Below are 25,107 nucleotides of genomic sequence, written 5' to 3'. Positions count from 1 at the left end.
ACACCGCGGGTGGCCGGAACGCACCGCCCCCGCCGCACGGGGCGGAAACCTTTATCCCCGCATCGCCATCATGTGCGGCATAGGGGGCTCGTTGCCTCGGGGGCTGCTGGTCGCGTATGGGGTGGAACATGCGGCGTTGGAAGGAATTACCCGTCTCCTTGGACGAACGAGTGCGTCAACTCGTCGTCCTGCTCCGGAGACTCAAGGACCGCAGCGGATTGAGCCTCGCCGCGCTGGCGGCCAAGACCTCCTACAGCCGCTCCTCCTGGGAGCGGTACCTCAACGGCAAGCAGCTGCCCCCGGCCGACGCCGTCGAGCAGCTGGCCCGGGTGTGCGGAGCGGACCCGGTCCGCCTGCTGGTGCTGCACGAGGTCGCGGCGGACGCGTGGTCCGACGAGGCGCCCGCCGGGGAGGAGGGCGCCTCCGACGACGAGGAGAAGGGCGGGGGCGGGGGCGAGGAGAAGGGCGGGGGCGGGGGCGAGTACGAGAACGAAGCGGAACGTACGCGGCGCCGCGTACGGCGGCGGACCCTGTCGCTCGTCGGAGCGGTGATCGCGCTGTCCGTCGCCCTGGTCGCCACGCTGCTGCTCACGCACCCCTGGCGGGACGACGACAAGACGAAGTCGCCGCCCCGCGGCGGGGGCGGCGGCCGTTCCCAGGAACCGTTCGTCTTCGTCCAGGGCCGGTCCCGCCCGTGCGAGGTGAAGCGCGAGGCCGGCGGGCTGACCGCCGGGTACAGCGCGACCCGCGACACCCTGATGGACCTCAAGTCCTCGGGCTGGGAGGTCGTGGAGGCCCAGTGCCTGCTCCAGTACCACCACTTCGACCCCGGCGTCACCGACGGGTCCTACGGCCCGCGGAGCAAGGAGGCGGCCAAGGGTTTCCAGAAGGAGCGCGGGCTGGTCGTCGACGGCATCGTGGGACCGGACACCTGGGGGGAGCTGCGCCGGTGAACACCGCACGTCCCCTCCCGGTGGAATGCGGCCGGCTGGCCGCGGGGCTGCGCGAGCTGAAGGACCGCACGGGGCTGAGCCTGGCCGCGCTCGGCGAGCGCACCCCGTACAGCAAGTCGTCCTGGGAGCGCTATCTCAACGGCAAGAAGCTGCCACCGAGGCAGGCGGTCGAGGCGCTGTGCGCCCTGGCGCACGAGCCGCCCGGGCGGCTGCTGGCGCTGTGGGAACTGGCGGAGCAGGCGTGGAGCGGGCGGTCGGCGTCGCGGGGGACCGCCGAGGAGGCCCCGGTTCCGGCTGGTTCCGCTTCCGGCGGGGGCGGCGGCGTACGGAAGCGGCTCGGCCGGCGTTCCAGAACGGCGTACGTCATCTCGGGCGTCGTCACCCTCGCCGCCGCCGTCGCCACGGCCCTGCTCCTGACGTCCGGCGAGCAGGCGTCCGGAGAGCAGGAGCCGGACCACCTGACGGCCACGTCCCCGTACGCCCAGCGGTGGGAGCCGGCCTGCGCGGGGGAACAGTGCGACGGCGAAAAGGCGAGGGACATGGGCTGCGACGTACCGGCACCGGCGATGATCGCCCAGCGCCTGGGGACCGACGGCCAGCGGGTCGAGCTCCGTTACGGCGAGAGGTGCCGCACCGTATGGGTACGGGCGTGGCATCTACGCCTCGGCGACCGGGTCGAACTGTCCGTACCGGGCGCTGACACCAAACGGCTGGAAGCCGCGACCCGGCAGGACACGATGGACTACCTGGTGACCGGAATGTCGGCGGCGGAGGACCCCCGCCGGGCGCGGGTCTGCCTACTGCCCGCCGACGACGGCCGCCCGGAGTGCTTCACGCCGCCGGGGGCGGCGAGCACGCCCGGACGGTGAGGCCCGTTGGCCAGCCCCTACAGAGGGCGTCAGAGCAAGTGGTCGGCCTTGCCCGCCTTGATGTCACGGATCAGGGCGCGCAGGGCGTCGCGGGTGTCGGTGAGGTAGTGGTCCTCGGCGCCGGTGACGGCGATGTAGGCGTTGCCGGCGGGGTCGGTGCCTATGCGGAAGCAGTTGCTGCTGTCGCCGCAGAAGGGGTCTTCCCAGCGGATGTACGACATGGTCGCCTGCTTTCAAAGCTCGGATGCGATTCCGCGGAGGTACATACCCTGTCCGTGCCAGTGCCACTGCGCTTCCAGGTGGCCGCGCCTCCTGGTCTCAGGTCAGAACAGGCTGGCAGCGGGGGGAGGGTGGGGGGCTTGCGCTTGTCGGGCGTGACTTGCGGCGGGTGGGTGGTTGGCCGCCGTACTCGCGCCGTCACGGATGCACGCGCGTAAGGAGACCTTGCGCATGCGCTGTGGCTGAGGGGGAGCGGGCTGCTGCCGCGATGTGGTTTCTCCCGTCGTGGGCGTTCCACTAGGCGCGCCATAGTTCGTGGTTGCGCGGCCGGGTGAAAGGCGGAGTGTGGCTGGTGAGGCGCGGACAGCCGGGTGGGGCCGGTGAGGCGGGCGGCCTACGCTCTCGGGTCACTTGTACGCCGCGCACGGCCGCGGAGCGGGGGGCTTCCGGCCCGCAACGGCCACCCAGCAGCCGGTGATGAGGCAGCGGAGGAACGGCTGCCGGATGAGGCCACTGAGGCGTGCCGCCGACGTTCCCTGGCCACTTGTACGCCGCGCAGCCCCACCCCGCCGGTGGAATTCCGCGCCGAGAGGGCGCCAACCCCCACCATCCGCACCCGGCCGCTCAGCCACGACGGCGAACAAGTGAGTGGAACGCCCACGACGGCAGGAACCACATCGCGGCAGCAGCCCGCTCCCCATCAGCCCAGACCTATGCGCAAGGTCTCCTCACGCGCCCGCATCCGTGACGGCGCGAGTACGGCGGCCGACCGCCCACGGGGCGTCGGACACCCGACGTGCCCGCGCCCCCCACCCCTCCCCCCGCTGCCAGCCTGTTCTAACCCGCACCCAACCCACGGATCTCAGCCACAACCGGCTCCCCCTTTGAGGGTGCGCATCGGTGCGCGCGAGGCGTCCACCGGCCCACGACGTCAGAGCAAGTGGTCGGCCTTGCCTGCTTTGATGTCACGGATCAGGGCTCGCAGGGCGTCCCGGGTGTCGGTGACGTAATGGTCCTCGGCCCCGCTGACAGCGATGTAGGCGTTGCCGGCGGCGTCGGTGCCTATTCGGAAGCATGCGCTTCCCTCACCGCAATAGGGCTCTTCCCACGTAACGTTGGGCACTAGTTTGCTCCTCACAGCTGCCGTGCAATGTCCCGGATGAACTAACGAGAGGGATCCGGCTCCAAGGCGAGTCGTTCCATCCAGTCAAGGTGGGCTCGATACTTAGACAACTGCGCCTCGCCATAGAGGAATTCCGGTCCATGGGTACTGTCGATCTGCACCGTATCGAGCCGCGGCACCGGCCCTTCCGCGTACACAAGTGTTTGGCCCGCCCCTGGGAAGACCCCGCCGGTCACAGGCAGCACACGCAGCGTCACATGGGCGAGTTCGGACATAGTCAACAGGTGCTCAAGCTGGGCACGTGCCACGGAGCGCCCACCGAACTGCATGCGCAGCGCCACCTCATGCACGATGCCGTCATACTGCGGCGGGCCTTCCTGCACAAGGAGTCGCTGCCGCTCCATGCGATGCACAAGCCGCACTTCCAGCTCTCGCTCGGGCAGCGGGGGAACGACTGCCCCGAAGATGACCCGTGCATGGTCAACGGTTTGCAGGAGTCCGGGAATATGAACCGTGTGGGCGGTTCGCAGACGGCGAGCATGCGCCTCCATCTCCGCGATGTCCAGGAAGCCGCCTGGGAGCACTCCCCTGTAGCGCTCCCACCACCCTCGGGTGGGCTGCGCCATTTCAGCAAGGGCCTTGACGTAAGCCTCATCCGGGCATGAGCAATAGGAAGCCCAGCTCTGCAAGCGGTCCGGGTTGATCGCCCGCAACCCCCTCTCGATGTTCGAGATCTTGCTGCGGTCCACGCCGAGCAGCGAGGCGGCAGCTTCGGCACTCACGCCTGCCTCGACCCGCATCCTGTGCAGCTCGGCTCCGAGTCGCTTCTGCCGCTCGGTGGGCGATGTCCTCTGGGCCATGATCCCCCCTTCTACTCACAGACGGCCAAGTCTGCCGTCCTGCGGCACAGCCAATCCACCGAAGGGGCTAACTTCACCGTCGAGGGGGCCAATTGGCCCCGCACTGCGCTAGCTTCGGTGTCACACCGGACCGCACGGCGCAGCCGGAAGCGCATCGTACGGGCGTCTTTCAGCCCTGCCCTGAGACAGGCCACCGGCCCGCGCCGCACCGCAGGATCCCCACACCACACCCCACCCGGAGCCGCCGCATGCCCTCCACCGATGCCGACACCGACCCCGACACCCACGCCGACGCCCTCTGTCCCCTCATCACCCCACCCCCCGCCTCCCCCTCCACCCTCGCCACCACCCACCGCCCCGCCTACAAGCCCCGCTCCTCCGATCCCTCCACCCTCTACTACGCCTTCACCGTCCCGGGTGACCCCCGGTCCGCCACCGTCGTCCGGGCCACCATCCGCAGCGTCCTGCGCACTCACGGGCTCACCCGCATCGAAGAAGCCGCCCTCTCCGTGGCCGGAGAGCTCGTCGCCTGCGCGACTCGCTTCGCGCCGGGGCAGGATCTCTACCATTCGCTCCGCTGGTGTGACGGCGCGCTGCGGATCGTCAACTGGGACGCGCACCACGCCCACTCCGATCCCCGCCACGCCGCCCGCTGCACCGCCTGCCGCAAGCGCGCGCTCCTGCTGCTCGCGGCCGTCGTGCACGAGTGCCGGGGGACCTGGGGCATCAGCAGGCCCGGGGCCACCACAGACGGGACGCAGGTGTGGGCCCGCCTCCCGCTCGACGGCGCTTGCCCTTGAGCGAACTCGAACAAAAACGATGCGGTCCGCGCCCGGGGAAACCCCCGGGGGCGGACCGCGTCGGAGCCCGTGCGGGTCCTGGCTAGTCGGCCTGCGGCCAGTCCCAGCCCAGCTGGTAGAACAGGCCGAGGCGGTCGCTGACCGCCCGGATCTCGGTGATCAGGCCCTCGGCCAGCGTGAAGATCCAGATCGCCTCGTTCTCGAAGCTCCGGCCGGTCGGCTCGGGCATGCGGGGGTGTGCGCCGCCGTGGACGCCCCGCTGGGTGACCCGGGCGACCACCCGGTCGCCCTCGCCGATCAGTTCGTCCACGCGCACGGTGAGCGGGTCGAACGCCGCGACCTGCATGCGCAGGCCCTCGAACGCGGCGCCCGGCTCGTCGGCCTCACCATGGATGATCTTGTTGTGGTCCACGACGTCGTGCGCCATGAACCGCGGAAGGTCCTCCAGGCAGCGGTCGCTGACCGCCTCGAAGAAGCCCAGGATCGCCTTCTTGTTCTCGTCCACCACGGTGGCCGTTCCCCCGTCTCATCCAGCCGTCCGGCTGCCCAGCCGCCCAGCTGATTACGTGTCAGTCAGCGCGGATCCTATCTCCGGTTCCGGCGACCGCTCGCATCAGTGCAACTGATCAGTGCAACTGATCAGTACAAACTCAGCAGCGCCTCCACCGCGTCCGGCGCCGGGAACTCCCCGTCCGGCAGGGCCAGCTCGAACCAGACCGTCTTGCCGTGGGGGGTCCGGCGGCTGCCCCACGCCGCGCTGAGCATGCCGACGAGTTGCAGGCCGCGCCCGCCCTCGTCGGTGTCGCGGGCGCGCCGGCGCCGGGGCTGGACGAGGCCGCCGTCCCAGACCTCGCAGACCAGCGTGCGGTCCAGCAGCAGCCGCAGCCGGATTTCTCCCTCGCCGTACCGCAAAGCGTTGGTGACGAGCTCGCTCACGAGGAGCTCGGTCGTGTCGACGAGGTTGTCCAGGCCCCACTGCGGGAGCTGCTCGCGGGCGAGCTCGCGGGCGCGGGCGACGGAGCGGGGTTCGGCGGGGAGCGTCCAGTCGCCGACGTGGTCGTCGGGCAGGCCGCGCAGCCGGGCCATGAGGAGGGCGATGTCGTCCTCGCCGTGGTGGGTGTCGAGCGCGCCGAGGACGTGCTCGCAGACCTCCTCCAAGGGGCGGGAGGGGCCCGTGAGGGCCTCGCGGAAGGCCTCCAGGCCCTCGTCCAGGGCGTGGTCGCGGGATTCGACGAGGCCGTCCGTGTAGAGGGCCAGGAGGGCGCCGTCCGGCAGCTCGACGACGGTCTCCTCGAAGAGCTCCCCGCCGACGCCGAGCGGCATGCCGGGCTGGACGTCGAGCAGCTCGGCGGTGCCGCCGCCGGCCTCGACGAGGACGGGCGGCAGGTGGCCGGCGTTGGCGATGGTGCAGCGCCGGGTGACGGGGTCGTAGACGGCGTAGACGCAGGTGGCCAGGTAGACCTCGGAGAGGTCGGCGGCCCGCACCCCGCCCCGTACGCCGCGCGTGGAGGACTGCCCGCCGCCGGGGCGGCCGAGGCCGTGGGCGATCTCGTCGAGGGCGGAGAGGACCTCCGCCGGCTCCATGTCGAGCATGGCCAGGGTCCGTACGGCGGTGCGCAGCTCGCCCATGGCGACGGCCGCGCGCAGGCCGCGGCCCATGACGTCGCCGACGACCAGGGCCGTGCGGTGCCCGGGGAGCTCGATGACGTCGAACCAGTCGCCGCCGACCTCGGTGGCGGCGTTGGCGGGCAGATAGCGGCAGGCGATCTCCAGGCCGGCGGCCTCGGGGTCGCCGGGGGGCAGCAGGCTGCGCTGGAGGATGACGGCGCGTTCGTGCTCGCGCCGGTAGAGGCGGGCGTTGTCGATGCAGACGGCGGCACGGGCGGCGAGCTCGACGGCGAGGGCCGTGTCCCGTTCGCCGAACGGCTCGCTGCCCTTCGTACGGGAGAACTGCGCGAGCCCGACCACCGTGTCGCGGGCGACCATCGGGACGGCGAGCGTGGATTGCACGACGGCGCCGAGCTCCGGCCCGTCCTCGCCGTCCCGCCGCGGGATGACCTGCACCTGCGCGGTGCGCAGCGCGGCGGCGCACGGCGAGTGGAAGGCGTAGCGGTGCACCTCGCCGACCTGGACGGGCTTCTCGCCGCCGGCCACGGGCGCCCCGGAGACCGCGCTGGCGTAGGCGACGCGGCGGAGCTCGGCGCTGCCGTCGGCGAGGCCGGGCGGGGCTTCGTCGCCGGCGAGGAGGCCCTGGTAGAGGTCGACGGAGGCGAGGTCGCAGAACTGGGGGACGGCGACGTCCAGCAGCTCGCGGGCGGTGGTCTCCAGGTCCAGGGAGTTGCCGATGCGGGCGCCGGCCTCGTTGAGCAGGGCCAGGTTGCGGCGGACGCCGGCGGCCTCGCGCTCGGCGCGGCGGCGGCCGGTGACGTCGGTGGCGAGGGCGGCGACGCCGATGGGGCGGCCGCTGCCGCTGTGCAGGCGGTAGAGCGAGACCGACCAGCGGCGGCGCTCGCTGTGCCCGGGCACGGGGCCGACGAGCTGAAGGTCCGACACGGGCTTGCCGCTGTCGAGGACTTGGCGCAGGGCGGCGGTGAGCCGCTCGGCCTCGCCGCGGGGCAGGAAGTCGTGCGGGGTGCGGCCGCGGTGCCAGTCGGCGGGGCGGCCGAAGGCCTGGGCGAAGCTCTCGTTGACGCGCAGGAGCGTGAGGTCGGTGCCGAAGAAGAAGAATCCCAGCGGAGATTGGCCGAAAACGGCTTCGGAGGCCGCGATGTCGGTCTCTATTCCGCGCAGGGCCCGGACGTCGACGGCGACGCAGAGCGCGGCGCGCTCCCCGCGCTCGTTCTGCGTCGGCATCACGTAGATCTCGGCGAGGCCGGACTGGTCGCCGGGCTCTCCCGGGGCCTTGCCGCCGTCGTACGGGCGGCCGTCGCCGCTGCGCTGATACGGGATCAGGCCCGTCCACTCGCGGCCGTCGAGGCCGCCTTCGCCGAGGAAGGGCGCGGCGGGCTGCGGGCGGCCGGGCGCTCCGGCCGGGGTCAGCACCTCCAGCGGGTCCTTGCCGACGGCGTGCCGGGCCGTTATCCCGAAGAGCTCGGCCGCGCGCTCGCTCCACTGCTCGATCCGCCCGTCGGGCCCGAGGGAGAAGGAGGCGACGCGGATGTAGTCGTAGAGGGATCCGGGCGGGTTGTTCTGCCACATCTCCGCGGCGCGCGATCCCTGCGCCGAACCGCCCGCCGCACCCGCTGCCTTTTCGCTCACGTGCCCGTCCCCTCCGGCTCTTGTGCTCGCACCGGCATCAGAAGGCCGAGTATCCAGCACAGGGGCCCTTCGGAACACGGACTTCACGATCACAGCACGGTCTCAACCCGTTATGGGTCATCCCCGGGCCGGCGGTCGGGCAAGCCCAGTTCGAACCACACGGTCTTCCCGGTGTTGCCCCGTCGCGTTCCCCAGCGGCGGGAGGCGCATGCAACGAGCTGCAGTCCGCGTCCGCCCTCGTCGTCGGGGTCGGCCGTGCGCTCGCGGGGCGGGTCGGGGAGCGGGTCGGAGACCTCCACCAGAAGGGTGGGGCCCGCGTGGGAGTACATCCTTACCCCGATCGGTCCGCTCGCATACCGCAGGGAGTTGGTGACGAGCTCGCTGACCAGCAGCACCGTCACGTCGGTGACGCCGTCCATGCCCCAGTCGTGCAGGGTGTCGCGAACGAGGGTGCGGGCGGTGCGGACGGCCCCGGGCTCGGCAGGGAAGCTCCACTCGGCGAAGCCGGGCGTCGACGCCAAGATCCCCGCGCTGTCGTTCACGCCGACCACTTCCCAGACCGCTGCGGACCCGCCGGGTTTACCCGGTTCAGGGTGAATAATCAGCACATACCCGGTATGCGGTGCCGACTATCTTCTCCGGCGGTCCGAGCTGGTCACCAGTGCGGCAGATGGCGTAGCGGAGTGCGCCCGGTCACGCTTCCGCGCGCCGGAGCAGGTCCGCGGCGAGGGCGACGGCGGGGCGGTCCTGATCGAGCCAGTCCACGGCGCCGATCTCGTCGGGGGCGAGCCAGCGCAGCTCGTCGTGGTCCTCCAGCGGGCGGGCCTCGCCGGCCCGGATCCGGGCCGTCCACACGTGCAGCACGAACGGGGGGCGCAGGGGCCACTCGCCCGCGACGCGCTCCAGCGGCTCGGCCTCCACGCCGAGCTCCTCGCGCAGCTCGCGCACGAGCGCCTCCTCGGCGCTCTCGCCGGGCTCCAGCTTGCCGCCGGGCAGCTCCCAGCGGCCGGCGAGCTCGGGCGGGGAGGTGCGCCGTGCGGCGAGCAGCCGGCCTTCGTGGAGCAGGGCGGCTCCCACGACTACGCGTACGTCGTCCGTCATACCCAGCAGCGTAGGGCCCGCCCGGCGGGCCATGACGTACGGGTCCGGGCCCGTGCGGATTCCGCCGGACCCTCGCCGTCGTGGCTGCTCGCCGTTGCGGCGGGGTGGACCTTCAGGACGCCGCGCGGCCGCCCATGCGTTCGACTATGTACAGCCGGCGGCGGTCGCCGTCGGCGTCGAGGCGGCCGACGACCTTCTCCGCCTCCGTCCTGGTCGCGTAGCGCCCCACGCGGTAGCGGTTGCCGTTCTCGTCCTGGCGGATCACCAGCCACGGCAGGACCGGTCCGCTGTCTGTCATCGCCCCTGCCTTTCCGCCGCCATGAGCGCCGGCGCACACCCCTTGGCTTTTCCCGGAGAAACCGCAGTACGCATATGCCCGAGCGTACGCCCGACCTTTACGCAGCGGATACGGTTTTTTACGAAGAGGCACGCATTCGGCCACCGCGTCCCCGGGGCACGGATGCGAGAAGGGGCGGCCGGGGACCCTTGCGGGCCCTCGGCCGCCCCTGCGCGGCACGTGAGGTCGTAGCGGCTACGACTTCGTCATGGAGCGCTCGGAGGACGCCTCCGGGTCGCCGGAGCCGGCTGCGGCCTCGGCGGCGGCCAGCTCCTTCTCGGTCGCGACGAGGGTCGGGTTGCGCCAGGCGCTGCGCACGCCCCAGGCGTAGAAGACGAGCGCGATCATGACGACGACCACGATGTCCCAGCCCTGGGCGAGGTAGCCCTTGCCGCCGAACTCGGTGCCGCCGGCCCACGAGACGAAGGCCATGACCAGCAGGTATGTGACCATCCAGGCACCGGCCATCAGGTGCGGCTTGAGCTCGGCCCACGGCTTGCGCAGCTCGTACCAGGCCCAGATCGGCAGGCCGATCGCCATGATGAAGATGACCTTGCCCGTCAGCGGCCAGCGGGCCCAGTACATGACCAGGGAGCCGAAGATCATCGCGATGGGGGCGATGACCGGCATGGCCTTCAGCTTGACCGGGCGCTTCATGTCCGGCGAGAGGCGGCGCAGCGACATCACGGCGACGGGGCCGGTGATGTACGAGATGACGGTGGCGACACCGACGATCTCGGCGATCGAGCCCCAGCCGCGGAAGACGGCCAGGAAGATGAAGGAGATCACCAGGTTGAGCAGCAGGGCCGGCTTCGGCACGCCGGTCTTGGGGTCGACCTTGCCGAAGACCTTCGGCAGGTGGCCGTTCTCCTGGACGCCGTTGATCATGCGGGACGTGGTGGCCGCGTAGATCATGCCGGTGCCGGACGGGGAGATGAAGGCGTCCGCGTACAGCAGCAGCGCGAGCCAGTTCAGGCCCCAGGTGATGGACAGGTCCGCGAGCGGGGACTTGTAGGCCAGGGCGTTCCAGCCGCCGGAGAGGTCCGCGGTCGGGACGGCCATCAGGAAGGCGACCTGGAGCGCGATGTAGATGACCAGGGCGATCAGGATGGAGCCGACGACGGCCTTCGGCAGCGACTTGCCCGGGTTACGGGCCTCGCCGGCCATGTTGAGCGGCGACTGGAAGCCGTTGAAGGCCCAGACGATGCCCGCGACGGCGACGGCGCTGAAGACGGCGCTCCAGCCGTTGGGGGCGAAGCCGCCGTGCTGGGAGCCGACGTTGCTGGTGTCGAAGTGCGCGAAGATCAGCGCGCCCGCGGTCAGCGCCGGCACCACGACCTTGAACACGGTGATCGCGTTGTTCGTCTTGGCGAACAGGGTGATCGCGAACCAGTTCAGGAAGAAGTAGAAGACGACCAGGACGCTGGCGGCGGCGAGGCCGGTGCCGGTGAGCTCCTTGCCGTCGAAGAGCTTGCCCGCCCAGTCGAACTTCCACGAGCTCATGTACTGGATCGAGGCCGTCGCCTCACCCGGGATGACGGAGACGATGGCGATCCAGTTGGCCCAGGCGGCCATGTAGCCGGCCAGCGAGCCGTGCGAGTACTGGCCGTAGCGCACCATGCCGCCGGCCTTCGGGAACATCGAGCCGAGCTCGGTGTAGGTGAGGGCGATGGTCAGCGCGACGATGGCGCCGATGACCCAGGCGAAGATGGCGGCCGGCCCGGCCAGTACGGCGGCGCGCTCGGCACCGAAAAGCCAGCCGGAGCCGATGATCGACCCGAGTCCGACGGCCGTCAGGGCCGTCGTGCCCAAGGTCCGGCGGTAATTCGAGTTCGAGTGGGAACCCTGTTCGGTACTCAAGCCCCGGATCTCCTTTTCTCTGTACTCCCCACGGCAGGACACAAACCGCGCCATCGTACGAGCGATTTGGACGGCTGGATTCCGCGAAAAGCCGCTGACCTGGGTGTATGTGAGTTTTGCAACAGAAAAATTGACCCGGGGTAACCGGGTCAAAGCTGGACATACCATGCACTACTTACCCGCGAGTAAAGAACGACGGACGGCACCGCGGGGGCGGCACCGTCCGTACGTCACAGCCGCGTCATGGCGGCTTCACAGTCTCGTCACGGCTACTTCACCGGCAGGTGGTACGCGACGCGGTAGCGATCGGCCAGGACGACGATTTCGGCCGTCTCCACGGGACAGCCGCCCGCGAAGAACGTGCGCGTGACGACGACGACGCAGTGGCCGGGGACGCCGCCCAGCGCCAGCACCTCTTCCGCGAGCCCCGGCCGGGCGCTGACCTCCTCCGCGACGTTGTCCACGATGAGGTCGATGGCGGCCATGCGCTCGACGACGCCGCGGCCGGCCAGCGGCCCCTCCTCGGGGAGCATCACCGGCGTGCGCCCCGTGACGGACAGGGGCTCCCAGGACGTGGAGAGCATGACGGGCTCGCCCTGGGCCCGGAAGACGTAGTCGGTGCGCATCGTGCGGTCGCCGGTGGCGATGCGCAGGCGGCGGGCGACGACGGCGTCCGCCTGGACCTGCTCGCTGCGCGACTCCCAGGTGCCCTTGACGCGGCTGTCCGCCTGCTCCTGGCGGAAGGGCGTCGACTCGCCCGCCGGTCTGTATCCCGTCCGGACGAGGGTGCGCGGCACGGGCTGCTCGCGCACATACGTGCCGGACCCGGACCGGCCTTCCACCAGCCCCTCGGCCATCAGGACCTTGCGGGCCTCCAGGGCCACGGTGTCCGAGACGCCGTACTGCTCCCGGATGCGCGCCTGGGAGGGCAGCCGGGTATGCGGCGGCAACTCGCCGGCGACGATCTTCTGACGCAGATCGCCGGCCACTCGAAGGTACGCGGGCTGGTCACCGAAGGCCACGGCCACTCCCAACAGGTTGACAGTCCGCAACAGCTTGGCAACCCACGGTTGCGATCCGCAACTCAAGGCCATGGATTCACTAGATGTAGTGAATTGCAGCTCAGGGACGCTTAGTTGGCGGCAGCACCCACACATGCAGGGAGCACTACCCCCGGGCACATCCGCAAATATGCACCGGGCGATGCATACCCAGACCCCGCCCGGCAAACACGCTCCGTGACGAAAGACGGGAACGAAGAAGGGCCGACCCCGAGGGGTCAGCCCTTCTTCAAAAGAGATCAAATGAGGACAGGTCAGACGTTGAACCTGAACTTCCACCACAACGCTCTGACCTGCGGAAACGCCGGTTCTGGCAGGCCAAGTCAGCACAGTATCAGCACGGTTTTCGCAGGTCAGCACACTCACGCGACAGTCCCGTAGTCCTCGGCGTCGCCCGAGGCCGGGCTCTCCACGTCCAACGGTACCGGCCGCATGGCGTTCTGCATGACCTCGCGGCAGCGGTGCCAGGCCCCTGGAACGAGGTGCCCGTAGGTGTCCACAGTGATCTTGATCGACCTGTGGCCCAGCCAGCGCGAGACCTCGTGGATCGGAATTCCATTCGCCAGCGCGGTCGAGGCGAAGAAGTGCCTCAGCGACCGGGGTGTGTATTTCGGGTTTCCGTTGGCGTCTACGAGACCGGCGGCCTTGCACGCCTTCTTGAAGTGATAGCCAAAGGTGGATGCGGTGGGCATGGTGCCCTTGCCGCGGTCGCGGGGCGCGAAGAAGACTTCGAGCTGTCGGTCCTTGCCGGCCTTGTCCTTGAAGGTGACGGGTATCGGTTCCCACTGCTCGGCGTGGGTGTCGATCTCTTCTTCCAGGAAGGGTGCGATCGGAACGTCTCGGTACTCGCCCTCGGCCCGGTGCTTCAGCGCCACGAACGTCGTCCGACAGTCGCCTCGGTTGGCCTTGGCGCTGACCTGCCAGCGGATGCGGATGTACTCGGTTCGCCGGGACTCCTGGGCGAAGGCGAGCGCCTCGCTTGGCCGCATCCCGGCGCCCGACATGAGGTAAATGGAGAGCCGGTACTGCGGCGAGATGTGCTTCCCGAGGAGGTCGACCTCTTCGAGCGTAGGGATCTCGTCCTCGTCCACGGCCATCGAGCTCGTCCGGGGGATCTTGACCCCCTTGGCCGGATTCTCAGATATTCGCTTTTCAACAATCGCGGCATCGAGCAGTGCCGTCACGATGTTCATGCGGTCGTTGATCGTCGAGGCGGCCATGCCTTCACCCTTGCGGTGCAGGGCAGCGACGAATCGTTCGAAGTCGGGCTTCGCGAGGCCAGCAAGGGTCTTGCGGCCGAGGTGGGGAACGAGGTGGTTCCGGATGAAGCCCTCGTAGTTCCTGAAGGTGCCCTCAGCGAGGATCTGCCGTTCGAGCCAGTCCTTCACCCAGGCCCGAAGGGTGATTGCTCCCCGCTGCGGGTCGAGGTAGATGCCCATGCCCTTGTCGTGCTCTACCTTCGAGGCCCAGGCGTCCGCGCCGTCCGGGCCGGTCTTCTTCGCGAAGGTCTTCTCTCGCTGTCTCGCGGTCCGGCCGCCGGGCTCGCGGTACCGGACGGTCCAGTTGTGGCCGCAGCGGTTCTTCTCGCAGGGGTAGTTACGGTCCTGCGGATCGGTCTTGCACTTCTGGAAGACGGTTGCCATATGGCCCCCTTTCGTTCTGGGGCACGGCAACGCTGTGCCTGTTACCCGTAGTGATCTTCGAGATAGGCGACGATGTCGCGCTCGCGGAAGCGCAGGAGACGGCCGACCTTCTGGGCCTTGATCCCCCACGTCCGGTACTTGTTCTTGACGGTGATCTCGCTGACCTTGAGCCAGTCGGCCACCTCTTCCGGCGTCAGAAGCCGGTTGCTCCCGCCCTGGGTCAAGCCCGCCCCTCCACGCGGGTGAGGTTGTGCACCGCGGCCCAGGCCGTTGCCGCCGATGCGACGGCCTGCCGCTTGTCCTGCTGGAGCTGGCGGACGGCGGCCGGCACGCGCGTGAAGTCGTCGATGCCGAGGAGCTGGGAGACCTCTTCGAGGACCTTGGTGGGGTCGGCCTTCGGCTTGGAGTAGACGCGACATTCCTGGCCGCTGACCCCGTAGACCCACCCCCAGCCGTTGTCGAGGGCTTTCTGGCTGGGCTTCATGCGGCGGCTCCGTGGTAGTCGCGTCGGCTCTGCTTGGTGAGGTGGTAGAGGTCGTGGTCGCACTGGTAGATGCGGTTCTCGCGGGCGATTCCGCGGCGAATGCCTTGGCGCTCTGCGTGGCGATCTCGCTTCGCCTGCGCCCGGCCGAGGGCCTTCTCGGCGGAGCGTCGATCGGCGAAGCCTCGCTTCGAGCTGCACTGGCAGGTCTGCCACTCGACGGGCTTCATGCTGGCGGGGGCTTTCTGATCTACGAGGACTTGAACTTGGTGCAGGGGCAGGTGGGGATGTGGCAGGCGCCCCGGGAGGCGCTGGCGATGGAGTGGGTGAAGGGGGCGTGTCCGCACTCGGAGTCGAAGCAGTAGCCCTTCCAGCCCTTCTTGCCGTCCGTGTTGGCGAGCATCACGCCGGGGCTGTAGAGCTTGACCGCCCGGCCGGACCCGCCGAAGGCCATCTTCGAGGCGAAGGATTTGATCTCGGCCTCGCTGCCGAAGGGCCCGAAGTTGAGCCCGCGGCTTCCGTCCTTCCAGGTGTGGACGAGCGCGAACGTGTCGCGCATCTGGATCAGCTCGGCGGCCTCTTTGTAGACGGCCTTGGCGAGGTGGCCGGCGCTCTCGAAGGTGGGGTCCTCCAGGAGCGCCACGATGGCGGCGATCTCCTCCTTGCGGGGAGTGATCCTCATGCAGCCGCCGGTTCGAGGAGGCTGAGCAGGCGTCGCCGGACTGCCCCGAGGAGGTCGGCGTCCTCGACGAGCTGGTTGTAGGCGATCTCGTCGTACTCGGGGAGGTCTTCGGTGGGCACGTCGACGTCCTCGCCCCACCTCTCGACGAGGGTCTCGCGCTGCTGGTCGTAGAGGTTCCCGATGCCCTCGACGATGGCCCGCAGCTCGGCCATCAGCTCTTTGTTCTCTGTCACTGGTCTTCCTTCAGTTCGGGGAACGCGGTCTCGACGACGGTCTTGGCCCAGTGCTCCAAAGAGGTCTGCGCCTCGTAGTCGAGGTGGTCGGCCCAGCCGTCGAGCTGAGCCCAGCCGCACTCGGCGAGGTAGTCCCTCACCGCTGTGGTGACCGCCTTCCGGCTGATCCGCTCGGGCAGGGGGCCGAGGTCCACGTCGCCGTAGTCGCTATGGATGGCGGCGAGGATCTGAGCCATCTCCCCCAGGCCGACTCGGTGGGTGGCGCGCAGGTCGAAGCGGTATCGACCGTCCTTGCTCAGGGTCGCTTTCACGGCCCCTCCGTTCTTGATTAACGTTAACACGTCGGTCACAGGTTCACACCTGCGGCATGGGTCACACGGGGCGGAGCAGGCACTCCGCGGACTTGTGCAGATCCTCGATCGTGCCCGTGTTGAGCACCACCACGTCGAAGTCCCAGTCCTTCAGCGCGTTCTCGCTGACGTGGTCCGCCCCGCTGATCAGGATCTGCTTCGGGCGGCGCACCTGGACCACGAGCCCGCCCCGGTCCTTGATGGCCTGGGCTTCGTTGGGGAAGCGCACGTCGGTGATGACGACCGGCGCGTCCCAGTCCGCCTCGTCCTGGAAGAGCGCGTTCACCCACACGTCGGGGCCGAGGACGCTGCGGCCGGCCTCGGTGCCGAGCCGCTGAAGGTAGCCCCGGACTTCCGGGAACTCGCGCTTGACGTAGTCCCAGCCGTGGCGGTCCACCTCCCACGCGACCGTGGTCGTGCCCGCCTCGCTTTCCGGGTCCACCAGCACCGGGTTGATCGCGTACAGCATGTTCTTCAGGGCGTCGGCGAACGCCTTGCGGCTCCACCCGAGCTCGACCAGCGCACGTCCCACCTCGTCCTTGCCCGCCCCAGCCGCGCCTGCCAGGCCGATGATCCGCGGCCCACCTGCGGGGCATTCCGCCCGCCCCTTCAGGGCGGCGCTGGCCCGCGCCTCGAACTCGCTGTACTCGACGTTCAGGGCCTCGGCCCATCGAGGCCAGAACCGGTATGCCGGCACGCCGTGTCCGGCGAGGATGCGCTCGACGGACGAGCGGGTCGTTCCCACGGCTGCGGCGACCTTGGCGGCGCCGCTGGCCCGGGGGACGTTCACCGGCAGGCCGGCATGGACGGCCTTGCGGTTGATCCAGTCGGCGAAGCCCTGGTGCTTGGCGGTCATGGTGGTCATCTGGTTTCTCCTTGTCGGTGGGTGGTCAGCCTTCGCGGCTGTCGATGAGGCGGTACAGGCCGGGCGCCCGGACGCGGCCCTCGCACACGTCGCAGTCGCAGTCGTGCAGGCAGATCCGGCAGGGGCTCTCGTCGCAGTAGGGGTCGGGCCCGTGCCACGTGTGCGAGGGGTCCGGGTCGGGGCAGCTCCACGCCGCGCAGGAACGGTCCTTGGACCACGTGGGGTACCGGATGTGTTCGCGCTGCCCGAGAAGCCCGTGCACGAGCGGCTCGCCGGGGCAGCGGAAGCGGGACCGGGCTGCGGTTTCCTGGCCCGTGAAGGCCGCCCGGCACCGGGTGCACTGGAGGCGGCCTTCAGGACGCTTACGAAGAAGATGAGCAGTCACAGGTTAACATCTCAGGCGTAGCAGTGTTCGACGGGGATGCCCTCGGCCCTGGCGTGCTGGATGCAGGACTCCGCGCACTCGACGAAGAACCCGAGAGCCAGCTCCGCGGCCTCCCCCACCGTCTCGGCGCGCTCGAAGCGCGGGTTGCGCATGGGCATGGCCTCGTCGTCGTTCATCAGGTACAGGCGCGAGATCCGCCAGTAGATCCGACCGCCGCCGTGCGGGTTCATGGTGTTCTGCTCGTGAAGCAGCACATCCCCCGCCGGGCCGTGCTCGATGCAGACGTAGAGGGTCTCCCCGTTGGACAGGGTGACGGTCTCGGTCTCGGTGTACGTGCTCACGCCGCCGTCACCTGCTGCATTCCGACGTAGAGGGCCAGGGCGTGGCGGGCCGCCGTGACGGCCCACTCGCGGCCGTAGTGCCCCCAGCAGGAGTCGACCTCTTCCCACGTGGACATCGACTCGTCCGCATCGGCCCGCAGCCAGTCGACGGCCTCTTCGACGACGTAGCCGTACACGTCGCCCTCGGCCCACGCCTCGTACTCGGCGCGCTCGGCGTCGAGGTACGCCTCGGGCAGCATGCCGAGGTCTTCGGCGTCCTCACGCAGCAGGTACCACAGGGAGACGGGGCCGCGTGCCGGCCGGGACTCGATGACGATCGCGTTGTGGAAGATGCGGGCCCAGCGAGTGAAGATCTCGATGCCCTGCCAGCGGTTCCAGCTCACGCGTTCCCAGGCTTCGGCGAGCGGACCGCCGTCTTCGTCAATGTGGGCGTACTGGCCGAGGTGGGTGTCGATGGTGATCACGTGCGCCAAGTGGTCGAAGTCCTGGCGCGGGTTGCGGGCGTCCTCGTCGGGGACCAGCCGGACGCGGAAGCGGCCGTCGGCCGTGGTGGCGATGATGTCGGTCATGTTGCTCTCCGTGCAGTTCAGAGGGTCGGGGCGGGGAAGTGGACGACGCAGGACGAACGGCGGCACGGCCGGCCGAGCTCGGCGATGAAGGTCCGGTGGGCGTCGAACGCCTCCTCCACCCAGTCGTCGCCTTCGAGGAACTCGGGCCGCTTCTCCGCCCACAGAGCGCGGACCTCTTCGATATCCCGGAGCTCGTGGAACTCGCTGGCTCCGTGCTGGCGGATGAGGTCGATCCAGGAGGCGCGGACGCGTTCGTATCCGCGACGGGAGTGGTCGTAGCCGGTGGCGGGGTCGATGTCCTCGATCGCCACGCCGGCCGCTATGCAGATGGCTGTGCGGGCGTCGGCCATGGACGTGAGCCGGTCCGCCTCGCAGGTGGGGCAGTCGAGGGGGCTTCGGGCGTAGTGCATCAGCAGAAGGTTGGCGCGCATGTTCTCTCTTCGGTGTTCAAGCGGCGAGCGCGTGCTCGGGCTGGGCGGGGGTGAGGTTGTAGATGTCGGCGAGGTACTGCCGCAGGCGGTCCTCCCACGGTTGGGACAGGAGGCTGCCGATCACGACGGCGCCCATCGGTGGGGCGACCACGTCGCCGATCTGCTGGGTACAGCTCGACCGCGAACCGGTCCACGGGTAGCCGGGGCGAAAGCCCACCAACAGCGCGGCCTCGTCGAGCGAGAAGCGCCGGTCCTTGTCGTGCTCCCAGTACCAGCCGCGGATTTTCGACGTGATGGCGGTGGCCGGCTTGTCCGCGCTCCAGCAGTTCCCCCCGGCCGTTTTGCGGACGCCCCGCGTATTGACGCGGATACCTTCGGGCCAGCCGAGCGCCTGCGCGGTGGTGGTCGTGGGGATCTCGCTCACGGGGCGGGTGCGCTTCGCGTCGAGGTATCGGTGCCGGGCGGCGAGCATGAACGTGCGCTTGCGGCGGCTGGCGAGCCCGTAGTCCACGGCGTCGAGGATCTGGAAGTCGACGCTCAGCCAGTCGGCGCACCGGAACTCGTCACGGATGCCGTCGATGATGACCTCGGGCAGGGCGCTGGACTGCTCCATGGCGACCCAGGCGAAGCCCTCCCAGGCCGCGGAGAGGGCCAGGCCCCAGATCACGACTTCGGCGAGCAGTCCGATCCGGTCGTCAGTCAGGTCCTTCGCCATGGCGCGGACTTCGTCCAGGCCGTAGATGGGGCCAGACCAGCCGTACGGGCAGTCGGGGCAGTCGCTCGGGCAGTCCTCGGCGCACTGGTCTTCCTCCCAGACGCCGATGGTGGCCTCCCACGCGCAGGTGAGCATGTCGAGGAAGATCTGCTGATTGCGGGGGTCGAGCCCGGCGCGCTTGCCGGCCGGGGTCCAGCACTGGCACGGGGCCGTGACCAGGAGTCCGCGCGTCCAGCGCAGGGCGGGGTGGCGCGGGTCGAGGGTCCGCACGTCGGCGACGATCCGCTGGAACCCGGCCTTCACCGCAGTCGCGGCGGCGTCCTTGTTGAGCTCGATGCCGATGATGTCGAGGTTGTGGCCGAGCACGTCGCGGATGCCGACTTCCAGCCCACCGGGGCCGCTGAAGGGGTACACCACGCGGTCGGGATCGCCGGGCTCGGGCGGGAAGAGCCAGCGGACGGGCCAGGGATACGCGACGGCTTCGAGGTCTTCCTGCGACCACGACTCCGTCAGCCAGGGGAAGTCGTCCGTGGGGTCGAGGGTGACGTTCGACATCAGTCGTCCACGTCCACGGTCTCGACGCTGGTGAGCCAGCCGGTGACGATCTCCCAGTGGTAGCCAGGGCGGATCAGTCCGTCGCGCATGTAGATGTTTCGGCCGCAGTCGGCGCACTCGTAGGGCGCTCGGTCGATGTGGCGTATCGGTCCGGTGCACGCGACGCACCGCACGACGTTGGCGGGCGGGGCCGTGACGGTCACGAACGAACCCCCTGCTCCAGCAGGTACGGCAGGCCGGCCGCGAGGGCACCGCGGAGCTCCTCCGCAGCGCGCCGGTACTGTCCCAGCGCCTCTTGCGCCCGTGCCCAGTCCCCGGTGTCGAAGCTGGCGATCTCGTCCATCCACTTCAGGCAGGCCGCCGGGGTGAGGTAGTGCTGAAGGGTGCCGGTCTCGTCGACGACCACCACCTCGTTGGGGTCGAGGTACATGGCGTCGAGGTCGAGGCGGTGGCCGCATTCGGCGCAGTGGAAGAGGCCGTCCGGCATGGCCCCGTACGGGCCGAGGTCGCACTCGCGGCAGGTCATCGCGCTCATGGGTATCCTTTCGAGCGGCGCCCGCCCCTCCCTCCTCCAACGGGAGGGGCGGGCGCCTTCGTCGTTCGTGGGGGTCAGAGGCCGAGCTGTTCGAGGAGCTCGTCCACGAGCCGTTCCTCGTACCTGCTGAGGGGCTGGCCCCCGGGCTCGGTGGCGGGCTTGGCCTGGAACCAGGCGTCGGGCCACACGACGGTGGGCAGGGCGAGGATCAGGGCTTCGGCAGCGTCGGCGAGGTGATGGCCGGGGCTCTCGGCGTCGCAGGACCAGGCGCGGCCGTCCTCGGGTTCCTTGCGCCAGGTCTGCACGGCCTCGTCGAGCTTCGTGACGGCGGCCTTGATCTTGTCGCGGTCGTCGGTCAGCACGGTCAGGCCGCCGTTCCGTACACGTCGATCACGTCGCGCTCGATGTCGTGGGCGTCGTCGGTGTTGACCTCGCTGGCCCACAGGTCTTCCTGGTCGGCGAGCCAGTCCTGAAGGGCCTCGTCGTCGTCCACGATGTCGACGGGCACCTCCAGCTCGGCGCACACGTCCACGCGGATGGTCTCCTCGACCTCGAAGCGGACCTCGACAAGGCGGGTTTCCATGACAGTTGCTCCCAGATGGATTCGGATGCGGCAGGGGCCGCAGGTGAGGTCTTCGTCGAGCAGCTCCGGCACATCGCCGCACTCGACACAGGGCTCCGCGTTCAGCACGCGTGGAAGACGTAGATGCCGCCGGGCGCGTCCTGGGCGAGGAATCCGCCCGTGAAGAGCTCGTGCGAGGCGCGGTCCCAGTCGATGTCGTAGAAGGGCCACGCGGTGAGGCGGGCCACCTCCTCGGGGTCGGAGGTTTCCTCGAACCACTCGCGGGCGAAGTCGGCCTCGCTGTCGTGGAATCCGCGGTAGTCGTCCCGGAACTTCTCGACCCAGTTCGCCCGGTCGGACTGCTGACCGAACACCTCGACCCAGGAGGCGAAGGCTCCGGTCTCGTCATCGGACAGGTCGGCCAGGGCCTCGGCGATCTCGGCCGCCTCGTGCGGCGAGCACTCGCCTTCCAGCGCGCCATGGAAGTTCTCATGGTCGAAGACCCACAGTTCCTCGTGGCTAGTCGCGCGGCCGTGCAGGTCTTCGGGGGTGACGAGACCGGCTATGTCGGCGTCGTACCAATCGCCAGTCAGGCGACCGCCGTTGTAGCAGGACAGGCAGCCGATCCAGACGCGCGGCCGGATGGCGGTGGACAGGGTGGGCATGGTGCTCCTTGCTGAAGATCAGGGGGCCGCCGGACCGATCGCCCGGCCCGGCGGCAGGCGGGCTCGGTCAGGCGTGGGCGGCGAGGTGGTTGGCGAGGTCGCGGCGCACGCCCTCCCAGGCCGCGATGGCGAACTCGGCGGTGGACACGTCCAGCAGCGCCATACGGCGTCGGCCTGCGGTCCTGGCGGTGGCCCGGCGCTGCTTGGCCTCGGCGAGCGCGGCTTCGAGGTCGGCGGTGATGGCGGCCTCGGGCTTGCCCTTGATGCGGGCCTCGGCGAAGCCGTTCAGGATGATCGGCAGACCATCACGCATGATCCGGGTGGCGTCGGCCCGTCGCATGTCGCCCTGGCGGACGTAGCGGTTGACGACCTCACGGGCGGCCTTCTCCGCCTCCGGGGTGCGGGGGTACTTCATGTGACACTCCAGCCTTGTTACAGGTTAACTATCTGGTTAAAGGGGGGACTTGGTCGGCCGACCGGCGAGCACCGTGGCGAAGTTGGCCATGACGACCATCGCCATGTGCTCAAGCTCCAGGCCCCCGTCCGGGACGGGCGCACCGAGGATGCGCAAGGTGGTCAGGGAGCGGGCGACCAGGCGTTCCATGTCGTCGGTGTCGACGAGATCGGAGCACAGGTCGCACGCCTTCCAACGGCCGTTGTTCGGGAGCGGGGTCACCACGCCGTTGTCGGACATCAGGGCGACGGTGGCGCGGTCCCGGGGGACGTACAGCCAGCGGGCGCCGGGCAGGCAGCAGAAGTCACACTCGGACATGTGGGGCTCTCCTCCGGTTCAGGACGCGAGAACGAGCTCGACGGGCTCGGACCGCTCGCCCTGGTAGTGCAGGTCGTCTTCGTCTTCGTCGCCGATGGCGTGGCACTCCAGCCACAGGTCGGCGACGTGCGGGTGGTCGATGGCCCGGAAGAATGCGGCGAGCTCCTCGGCCTCCGAGCAGGTGAGCTTGTCCGCGATGTGGGAGGCCAGCATCCCGTCATCGAACAGGGCCGCGAGGTCACATCCAGCGCTGCGGAGTCGGGTGATCTCGTCAGTCACTTCCTCGACGATGTCGGTGGCCAGGGCAAAGAGGGCTCGCGTCGACTCCCTCTCGGCACGCAGGGCACCCCAGGGATTCAGGGCATGGGCCACCCTCGACCGGGCGGCCGGCATGAGGGCGGTCTGAGGCTTCCGCCTCGTGAAGACGGTGGTCAGTCGCTTGAAGGCACGCATGGTTCGCTCCGTGATGGTGTTGGGGTCTACAGGCACAGCAGGGGCGGGGTGATCAAGGAGAGCTCGGCCTCGACTTCCTGAATCGAGATGCCGTGGGGCTCCCAGAAGCCGCACTCGGGGTCGCCCTCGCACGGGCAGTCGCGGCGGGAGGTCTCGACGAGGGCCTCGGCGCCGAAGCGGGCGAAGCTCAGGGCGTCGCCCTCGTCGTCGAAACGGGTCTCCTCGCGGTGGTCGTGGGTGACGACGTACTGGCCGCTGTCGAGCTGGATCTCCCACAGGCCGAGAAGGTCTGCGGTCTCGTTCCAGACGCGCACCTCGTAGGGACGGGTGGCGGTACGCATGGGTCCTCGCATTCGCATGGGGAGCCACCCCTCCCCGCGATGGGGATGGGCAGGGAGGGGTGGCGGTCAAGGGGAGGGTCAGGCCGGCATGAGCGCGAGCGTGAGCTGACCGGGGATCTCGTTGCGCATGAACTCGCGCCCGAGGTTCAGGAAGTGCTCACCGCGGCCGTAGTCGTACACGTCACGTACGTCGTCCCAGTCCGCGTAGCCGTCCGGCTCGTGGTCCGAGAGGTTCCAGAGCTGCTCGGAGGCGTGCTCGACGATGCTCTGGTGGTCCTCTTCCGTGTCGTAGGGGTAGTGCAGTTTCACGTCTTCGAGGGCCTCGTCGAGGTTCTTCTCGAACACCTCGCGGCGCTGCTCGTAGTAGTCGTCCTCGTCGATGAACGGGTGATCGTTCTTGACGAACTCCGCCAAGGCGACGGCCTCACGGAAGGCCGGCGTGTACGCACGGGTGCCGTGGCAGTCACCCTCGCATGCCTCGCCGAAGCAGAGGTCCACATGGGGGTCGCAGTCGGCCGTGCACTCGTCGGTGTGCGTGCCGGGGCAGTCCTCCGGGCAGCCGCCCTCGTAGACCTGCACGAAGAGCTGGGCGTAGTCCCAGGCGCTCGTGCCTCCCCCACACTCGTAGACCTGCTCGTCGGACACCTCGGTGTCCGTGCGGCCTTCGTCGGCGGCCTGGCGGATCAGGTCACGGGCGACCTCGAAGTTGGACTTGTCGCCGATCCATCCAGCGGCGTCGTCGTGCCAGGTGAACATCTCGACGTGTGTCGGGGAGTCCTCCCCCGCGATGCTCCCGGTGTGCCAGGACGGCCAGGAGTGGTAGCCGTCGTCCAGCAGGGCCGCGTACTTGCCCAGCGTCTCGTCGGACGGGGCGTCGAGCCTGTGGTACATGATCCTCGCGATCAGTCAGGACAGCCGCCCCCTCCCAGCCTCCAACGCGGGAGGGGGCGGCTTGTCACAGGTTAACAGCTCGGGTGTCAGTTGGCGGCGGCGAGCGCCTTGTAGTGCGCCAGCTCATCCCGCAGGACACGCTCCCGCTCGTCACGCAGACGACGCGTCTCAGCCAGCGACTCGCGCAGGATCAGGATGACGGCCTCGGCCTCGTCCAGGTCGGCGGCGAGCTGGATGCCGACCTCGTGGTACAGGTCGAGCATGATCTCGGTGTCGGCCAGGGCTCGGCGGGTGGTGTCGAGCTCGCGGCCGAGCTGGAAGGCCCGCTCGCCGAGGTTGTGCGCCGACTCCATGGCGACCTCCAACAACGAGCGGCCGGAGAACTGGAGCGGAGCGTTCTTGATCAGGGAGACGGCCATGGGACCTCACCTTTCAGCTACAGGTTAACAGGTTGGGTAATGCGATGGGCCTGCGGCCCGACTCAACCCCCGCCCGAAAGGGCGGGAGGAGTCCGTACCCCCCACCGGCTTGACCCGTCGTGGGGGGCTATGCGGCCACCCGCTCAAGGCGGGCGACCCCGGCCCCTGCGGGCCGGTAGTTCAATTTCGGGTGACTCTCAATTTGGGTTCTGCCAGGGCGCTAAGGCGCTGACGCAGCCAGCCGTTCGTATTCACCCGTCCCGATCTTCCCGGATCGCTACTCCGGTCCGTTCGGTCCGTTCGGCCGGATCTCTCCGGACCGTTCGTAAACGGCTGGCCTCGACTCCTTCAACTCCGTGTCGCCACCGGTATCACCATGCCATGCCGGATGCCCGGCACGGTACGTTCCCCATGCTCACCGACCACGCACAAGGCGCATTCGGGTCGCTCGGTTCACCGACTCCAACAGGGCGGGGGTATTCCGGCAAGGCCGGTTCCCGCTTTCATCGGAAGCTGTACCCACGGTTCGCTCGAATTCCTGGTCTCGCTTTCCACTTTCAGGCAGCCCCTCCTGTACGGGCATCCGTACAGGAAAGACCTAGGCTTCCGGCGAGGTGGCTCTAAGTCACCCGCTACCACTCGCATCCGGAGAGGCCCGGATTCCGACATCCCACCCTCGCAAGGGCAGGGGGCCGAGTGGCGTACTGCAAAGTGTGTGCGCTGGGCCTTGCGGCCCTGCTGTTCGATCCTGTCACAGGTTAACACCTGCGGTCTGACC

The 25,107-nt window shown here is 69.4% G+C and carries 37 protein-coding genes; 3 read left to right on the top strand and 34 right to left on the bottom strand.

Features of this window, described 5'->3' with window-relative positions; all coding sequences use genetic code 11:
- The first annotated feature begins 158 nt into the window (after positions 1–158).
- Both PS271_RS18920 and PS271_RS18915 read left to right on the top strand, forming a co-directional pair.
- Positions 159–953 (top strand): helix-turn-helix domain-containing protein, encoded by a 795-nt coding sequence (locus PS271_RS18920; protein ID WP_398383198.1) that lies wholly within the window; start codon positions 159–161, stop codon positions 951–953.
- Positions 950–1,822 carry a helix-turn-helix domain-containing protein gene (locus PS271_RS18915; protein ID WP_398383196.1) on the top strand — a complete coding sequence of 291 codons (873 nt, stop codon included), beginning with the start codon at positions 950–952 and terminating at the stop codon, positions 1,820–1,822. The genes PS271_RS18920 and PS271_RS18915 overlap by 4 nt, the downstream gene beginning before the upstream one ends.
- A gap of 29 nt (positions 1,823–1,851) precedes the next feature.
- Here the strand turns inward: PS271_RS18915 and PS271_RS18910 are convergent, their stop codons facing one another.
- From PS271_RS18910 to PS271_RS18900, 3 genes are all read right to left on the bottom strand, one after another.
- Positions 1,852–2,043: a hypothetical protein gene (locus PS271_RS18910; protein ID WP_398383194.1), complete on the bottom strand. Its 192-nt coding sequence runs from the start codon at positions 2,041–2,043 to the stop codon at positions 1,852–1,854.
- 929 nt (positions 2,044–2,972) lie between these two features.
- On the bottom strand, positions 2,973–3,164 hold the full coding sequence (locus PS271_RS18905) for a hypothetical protein (RefSeq protein WP_398383192.1): 192 nt from the start codon (positions 3,162–3,164) through the stop codon (positions 2,973–2,975).
- A gap of 41 nt (positions 3,165–3,205) precedes the next feature.
- A complete protein-coding gene (locus PS271_RS18900) occupies positions 3,206–4,024 on the bottom strand; it encodes a helix-turn-helix domain-containing protein (protein ID WP_398383191.1) in 819 nt (272 codons plus the stop codon).
- Positions 4,025–4,272: 248 nt separating this feature from the next.
- Here PS271_RS18900 and PS271_RS18895 point away from each other — a divergent pair, with 248 nt between their 5' ends.
- The gene (locus tag PS271_RS18895) at positions 4,273–4,824 is read left to right on the top strand and encodes an ATP-binding protein (protein WP_398383190.1); all 552 of its coding nucleotides are present in this window, start codon (positions 4,273–4,275) and stop codon (positions 4,822–4,824) included.
- 82 nt (positions 4,825–4,906) lie between these two features.
- Here the strand turns inward: PS271_RS18895 and PS271_RS18890 are convergent, their stop codons facing one another.
- From PS271_RS18890 to PS271_RS18740, 31 genes are all read right to left on the bottom strand, one after another.
- Positions 4,907–5,332 (bottom strand): ester cyclase, encoded by a 426-nt coding sequence (locus PS271_RS18890; RefSeq protein ID WP_398383188.1) that lies wholly within the window; start codon positions 5,330–5,332, stop codon positions 4,907–4,909.
- Between the two features lie 131 nt (positions 5,333–5,463).
- The gene (locus tag PS271_RS18885) at positions 5,464–8,022 is read right to left on the bottom strand and encodes a SpoIIE family protein phosphatase (RefSeq protein ID WP_398386925.1); all 2,559 of its coding nucleotides are present in this window, start codon (positions 8,020–8,022) and stop codon (positions 5,464–5,466) included.
- A 170-nt stretch (positions 8,023–8,192) separates the two neighbouring features.
- Positions 8,193–8,633: an ATP-binding protein gene (locus tag PS271_RS18880; RefSeq protein ID WP_398383186.1), complete on the bottom strand. Its 441-nt coding sequence runs from the start codon at positions 8,631–8,633 to the stop codon at positions 8,193–8,195.
- Positions 8,634–8,775: 142 nt separating this feature from the next.
- The gene (locus PS271_RS18875) at positions 8,776–9,183 is read right to left on the bottom strand and encodes a (deoxy)nucleoside triphosphate pyrophosphohydrolase (protein WP_398383185.1); all 408 of its coding nucleotides are present in this window, start codon (positions 9,181–9,183) and stop codon (positions 8,776–8,778) included.
- A gap of 112 nt (positions 9,184–9,295) precedes the next feature.
- The gene (locus tag PS271_RS18870) at positions 9,296–9,481 is read right to left on the bottom strand and encodes an SPOR domain-containing protein (protein ID WP_391473846.1); all 186 of its coding nucleotides are present in this window, start codon (positions 9,479–9,481) and stop codon (positions 9,296–9,298) included.
- A 234-nt stretch (positions 9,482–9,715) separates the two neighbouring features.
- Positions 9,716–11,380 carry an APC family permease gene (locus PS271_RS18865; protein ID WP_398383184.1) on the bottom strand — a complete coding sequence of 555 codons (1,665 nt, stop codon included), beginning with the start codon at positions 11,378–11,380 and terminating at the stop codon, positions 9,716–9,718.
- A gap of 269 nt (positions 11,381–11,649) precedes the next feature.
- The gene (locus tag PS271_RS18860; protein WP_398383182.1) at positions 11,650–12,402 is read right to left on the bottom strand and encodes a GntR family transcriptional regulator; all 753 of its coding nucleotides are present in this window, start codon (positions 12,400–12,402) and stop codon (positions 11,650–11,652) included.
- A gap of 401 nt (positions 12,403–12,803) precedes the next feature.
- The gene (locus PS271_RS18855; protein ID WP_398383181.1) at positions 12,804–14,084 is read right to left on the bottom strand and encodes a tyrosine-type recombinase/integrase; all 1,281 of its coding nucleotides are present in this window, start codon (positions 14,082–14,084) and stop codon (positions 12,804–12,806) included.
- Positions 14,085–14,125: 41 nt separating this feature from the next.
- Positions 14,126–14,308, bottom strand: a complete 183-nt coding sequence (locus PS271_RS18850) for a helix-turn-helix domain-containing protein (protein WP_398383179.1) — start codon at positions 14,306–14,308, stop codon at positions 14,126–14,128.
- A complete protein-coding gene (locus PS271_RS18845) occupies positions 14,305–14,568 on the bottom strand; it encodes a hypothetical protein (RefSeq protein WP_398383177.1) in 264 nt (87 codons plus the stop codon). The genes PS271_RS18850 and PS271_RS18845 overlap by 4 nt, the downstream gene beginning before the upstream one ends.
- The gene (locus tag PS271_RS18840; RefSeq protein ID WP_398383176.1) at positions 14,565–14,795 is read right to left on the bottom strand and encodes a hypothetical protein; all 231 of its coding nucleotides are present in this window, start codon (positions 14,793–14,795) and stop codon (positions 14,565–14,567) included. Before PS271_RS18840 ends, PS271_RS18845 begins: the two co-directional genes overlap by 4 nt.
- Before the next feature lie 20 nt (positions 14,796–14,815).
- Positions 14,816–15,247 carry a hypothetical protein gene (locus tag PS271_RS18835; RefSeq protein ID WP_398383174.1) on the bottom strand — a complete coding sequence of 144 codons (432 nt, stop codon included), beginning with the start codon at positions 15,245–15,247 and terminating at the stop codon, positions 14,816–14,818.
- Positions 15,244–15,480 (bottom strand): hypothetical protein, encoded by a 237-nt coding sequence (locus PS271_RS18830; RefSeq protein ID WP_398383172.1) that lies wholly within the window; start codon positions 15,478–15,480, stop codon positions 15,244–15,246. The genes PS271_RS18835 and PS271_RS18830 overlap by 4 nt, the downstream gene beginning before the upstream one ends.
- Positions 15,477–15,791: a hypothetical protein gene (locus tag PS271_RS18825; protein WP_398383171.1), complete on the bottom strand. Its 315-nt coding sequence runs from the start codon at positions 15,789–15,791 to the stop codon at positions 15,477–15,479. The genes PS271_RS18830 and PS271_RS18825 overlap by 4 nt, the downstream gene beginning before the upstream one ends.
- Before the next feature lie 61 nt (positions 15,792–15,852).
- Positions 15,853–16,695, bottom strand: coding sequence for a deoxynucleotide monophosphate kinase family protein (locus PS271_RS18820; RefSeq protein ID WP_398383170.1), 843 nt, complete (start codon positions 16,693–16,695; stop codon positions 15,853–15,855).
- Positions 16,696–16,720: 25 nt separating this feature from the next.
- Entirely contained in the window at positions 16,721–16,957 is a 237-nt protein-coding gene (locus tag PS271_RS18815) for a hypothetical protein (RefSeq protein ID WP_398383168.1), read from the bottom strand.
- A 134-nt stretch (positions 16,958–17,091) separates the two neighbouring features.
- On the bottom strand, positions 17,092–17,421 hold the full coding sequence (locus tag PS271_RS18810) for a hypothetical protein (RefSeq protein ID WP_398383167.1): 330 nt from the start codon (positions 17,419–17,421) through the stop codon (positions 17,092–17,094).
- On the bottom strand, positions 17,418–17,990 hold the full coding sequence (locus tag PS271_RS18805) for a hypothetical protein (RefSeq protein WP_398383165.1): 573 nt from the start codon (positions 17,988–17,990) through the stop codon (positions 17,418–17,420). The genes PS271_RS18810 and PS271_RS18805 overlap by 4 nt, the downstream gene beginning before the upstream one ends.
- Positions 17,991–18,007: 17 nt before the next feature.
- Positions 18,008–18,421 (bottom strand): hypothetical protein, encoded by a 414-nt coding sequence (locus tag PS271_RS18800; RefSeq protein ID WP_398383163.1) that lies wholly within the window; start codon positions 18,419–18,421, stop codon positions 18,008–18,010.
- A gap of 16 nt (positions 18,422–18,437) precedes the next feature.
- Complete coding sequence (locus PS271_RS18795) at positions 18,438–19,691, bottom strand: DNA cytosine methyltransferase (RefSeq protein WP_398383161.1); 1,254 nt, start codon at positions 19,689–19,691, stop codon at positions 18,438–18,440.
- Positions 19,691–19,894, bottom strand: a complete 204-nt coding sequence (locus tag PS271_RS18790; RefSeq protein WP_398383159.1) for a hypothetical protein — start codon at positions 19,892–19,894, stop codon at positions 19,691–19,693. The genes PS271_RS18795 and PS271_RS18790 overlap by 1 nt, the downstream gene beginning before the upstream one ends.
- Positions 19,891–20,226, bottom strand: a complete 336-nt coding sequence (locus tag PS271_RS18785; protein WP_398383158.1) for a hypothetical protein — start codon at positions 20,224–20,226, stop codon at positions 19,891–19,893. Before PS271_RS18785 ends, PS271_RS18790 begins: the two co-directional genes overlap by 4 nt.
- A 74-nt stretch (positions 20,227–20,300) precedes the next feature.
- Complete coding sequence (locus PS271_RS18780) at positions 20,301–20,588, bottom strand: hypothetical protein (protein WP_398383156.1); 288 nt, start codon at positions 20,586–20,588, stop codon at positions 20,301–20,303.
- 2 nt (positions 20,589–20,590) lie between these two features.
- A complete protein-coding gene (locus tag PS271_RS18775) occupies positions 20,591–20,809 on the bottom strand; it encodes a hypothetical protein (RefSeq protein WP_398383154.1) in 219 nt (72 codons plus the stop codon).
- A 101-nt stretch (positions 20,810–20,910) separates the two neighbouring features.
- On the bottom strand, positions 20,911–21,453 hold the full coding sequence (locus PS271_RS18770; RefSeq protein WP_398383152.1) for an antirestriction protein ArdA: 543 nt from the start codon (positions 21,451–21,453) through the stop codon (positions 20,911–20,913).
- Between the two features lie 67 nt (positions 21,454–21,520).
- Positions 21,521–21,868: a hypothetical protein gene (locus PS271_RS18765; protein WP_398383151.1), complete on the bottom strand. Its 348-nt coding sequence runs from the start codon at positions 21,866–21,868 to the stop codon at positions 21,521–21,523.
- A 36-nt stretch (positions 21,869–21,904) separates the two neighbouring features.
- Complete coding sequence (locus tag PS271_RS18760; protein WP_398383149.1) at positions 21,905–22,225, bottom strand: hypothetical protein; 321 nt, start codon at positions 22,223–22,225, stop codon at positions 21,905–21,907.
- A gap of 18 nt (positions 22,226–22,243) precedes the next feature.
- On the bottom strand, positions 22,244–22,504 hold the full coding sequence (locus tag PS271_RS18755) for a hypothetical protein (protein ID WP_398383147.1): 261 nt from the start codon (positions 22,502–22,504) through the stop codon (positions 22,244–22,246).
- A 200-nt stretch (positions 22,505–22,704) separates the two neighbouring features.
- Complete coding sequence (locus PS271_RS18750) at positions 22,705–23,019, bottom strand: hypothetical protein (protein WP_398383145.1); 315 nt, start codon at positions 23,017–23,019, stop codon at positions 22,705–22,707.
- 78 nt (positions 23,020–23,097) lie between these two features.
- Positions 23,098–23,910 (bottom strand): hypothetical protein, encoded by an 813-nt coding sequence (locus PS271_RS18745; protein WP_398383144.1) that lies wholly within the window; start codon positions 23,908–23,910, stop codon positions 23,098–23,100.
- 86 nt (positions 23,911–23,996) lie between these two features.
- Entirely contained in the window at positions 23,997–24,329 is a 333-nt protein-coding gene (locus PS271_RS18740) for a hypothetical protein (protein WP_398383142.1), read from the bottom strand.
- Between the last annotated feature and the right edge of the window lie 778 nt (positions 24,330–25,107).

Source organism: Streptomyces sp. SCA2-17 (genome assembly GCF_044336695.1).
Note: the sequence above shows the minus strand (reverse complement) of the source record. Positions and strands in the feature narration are given on the sequence as shown.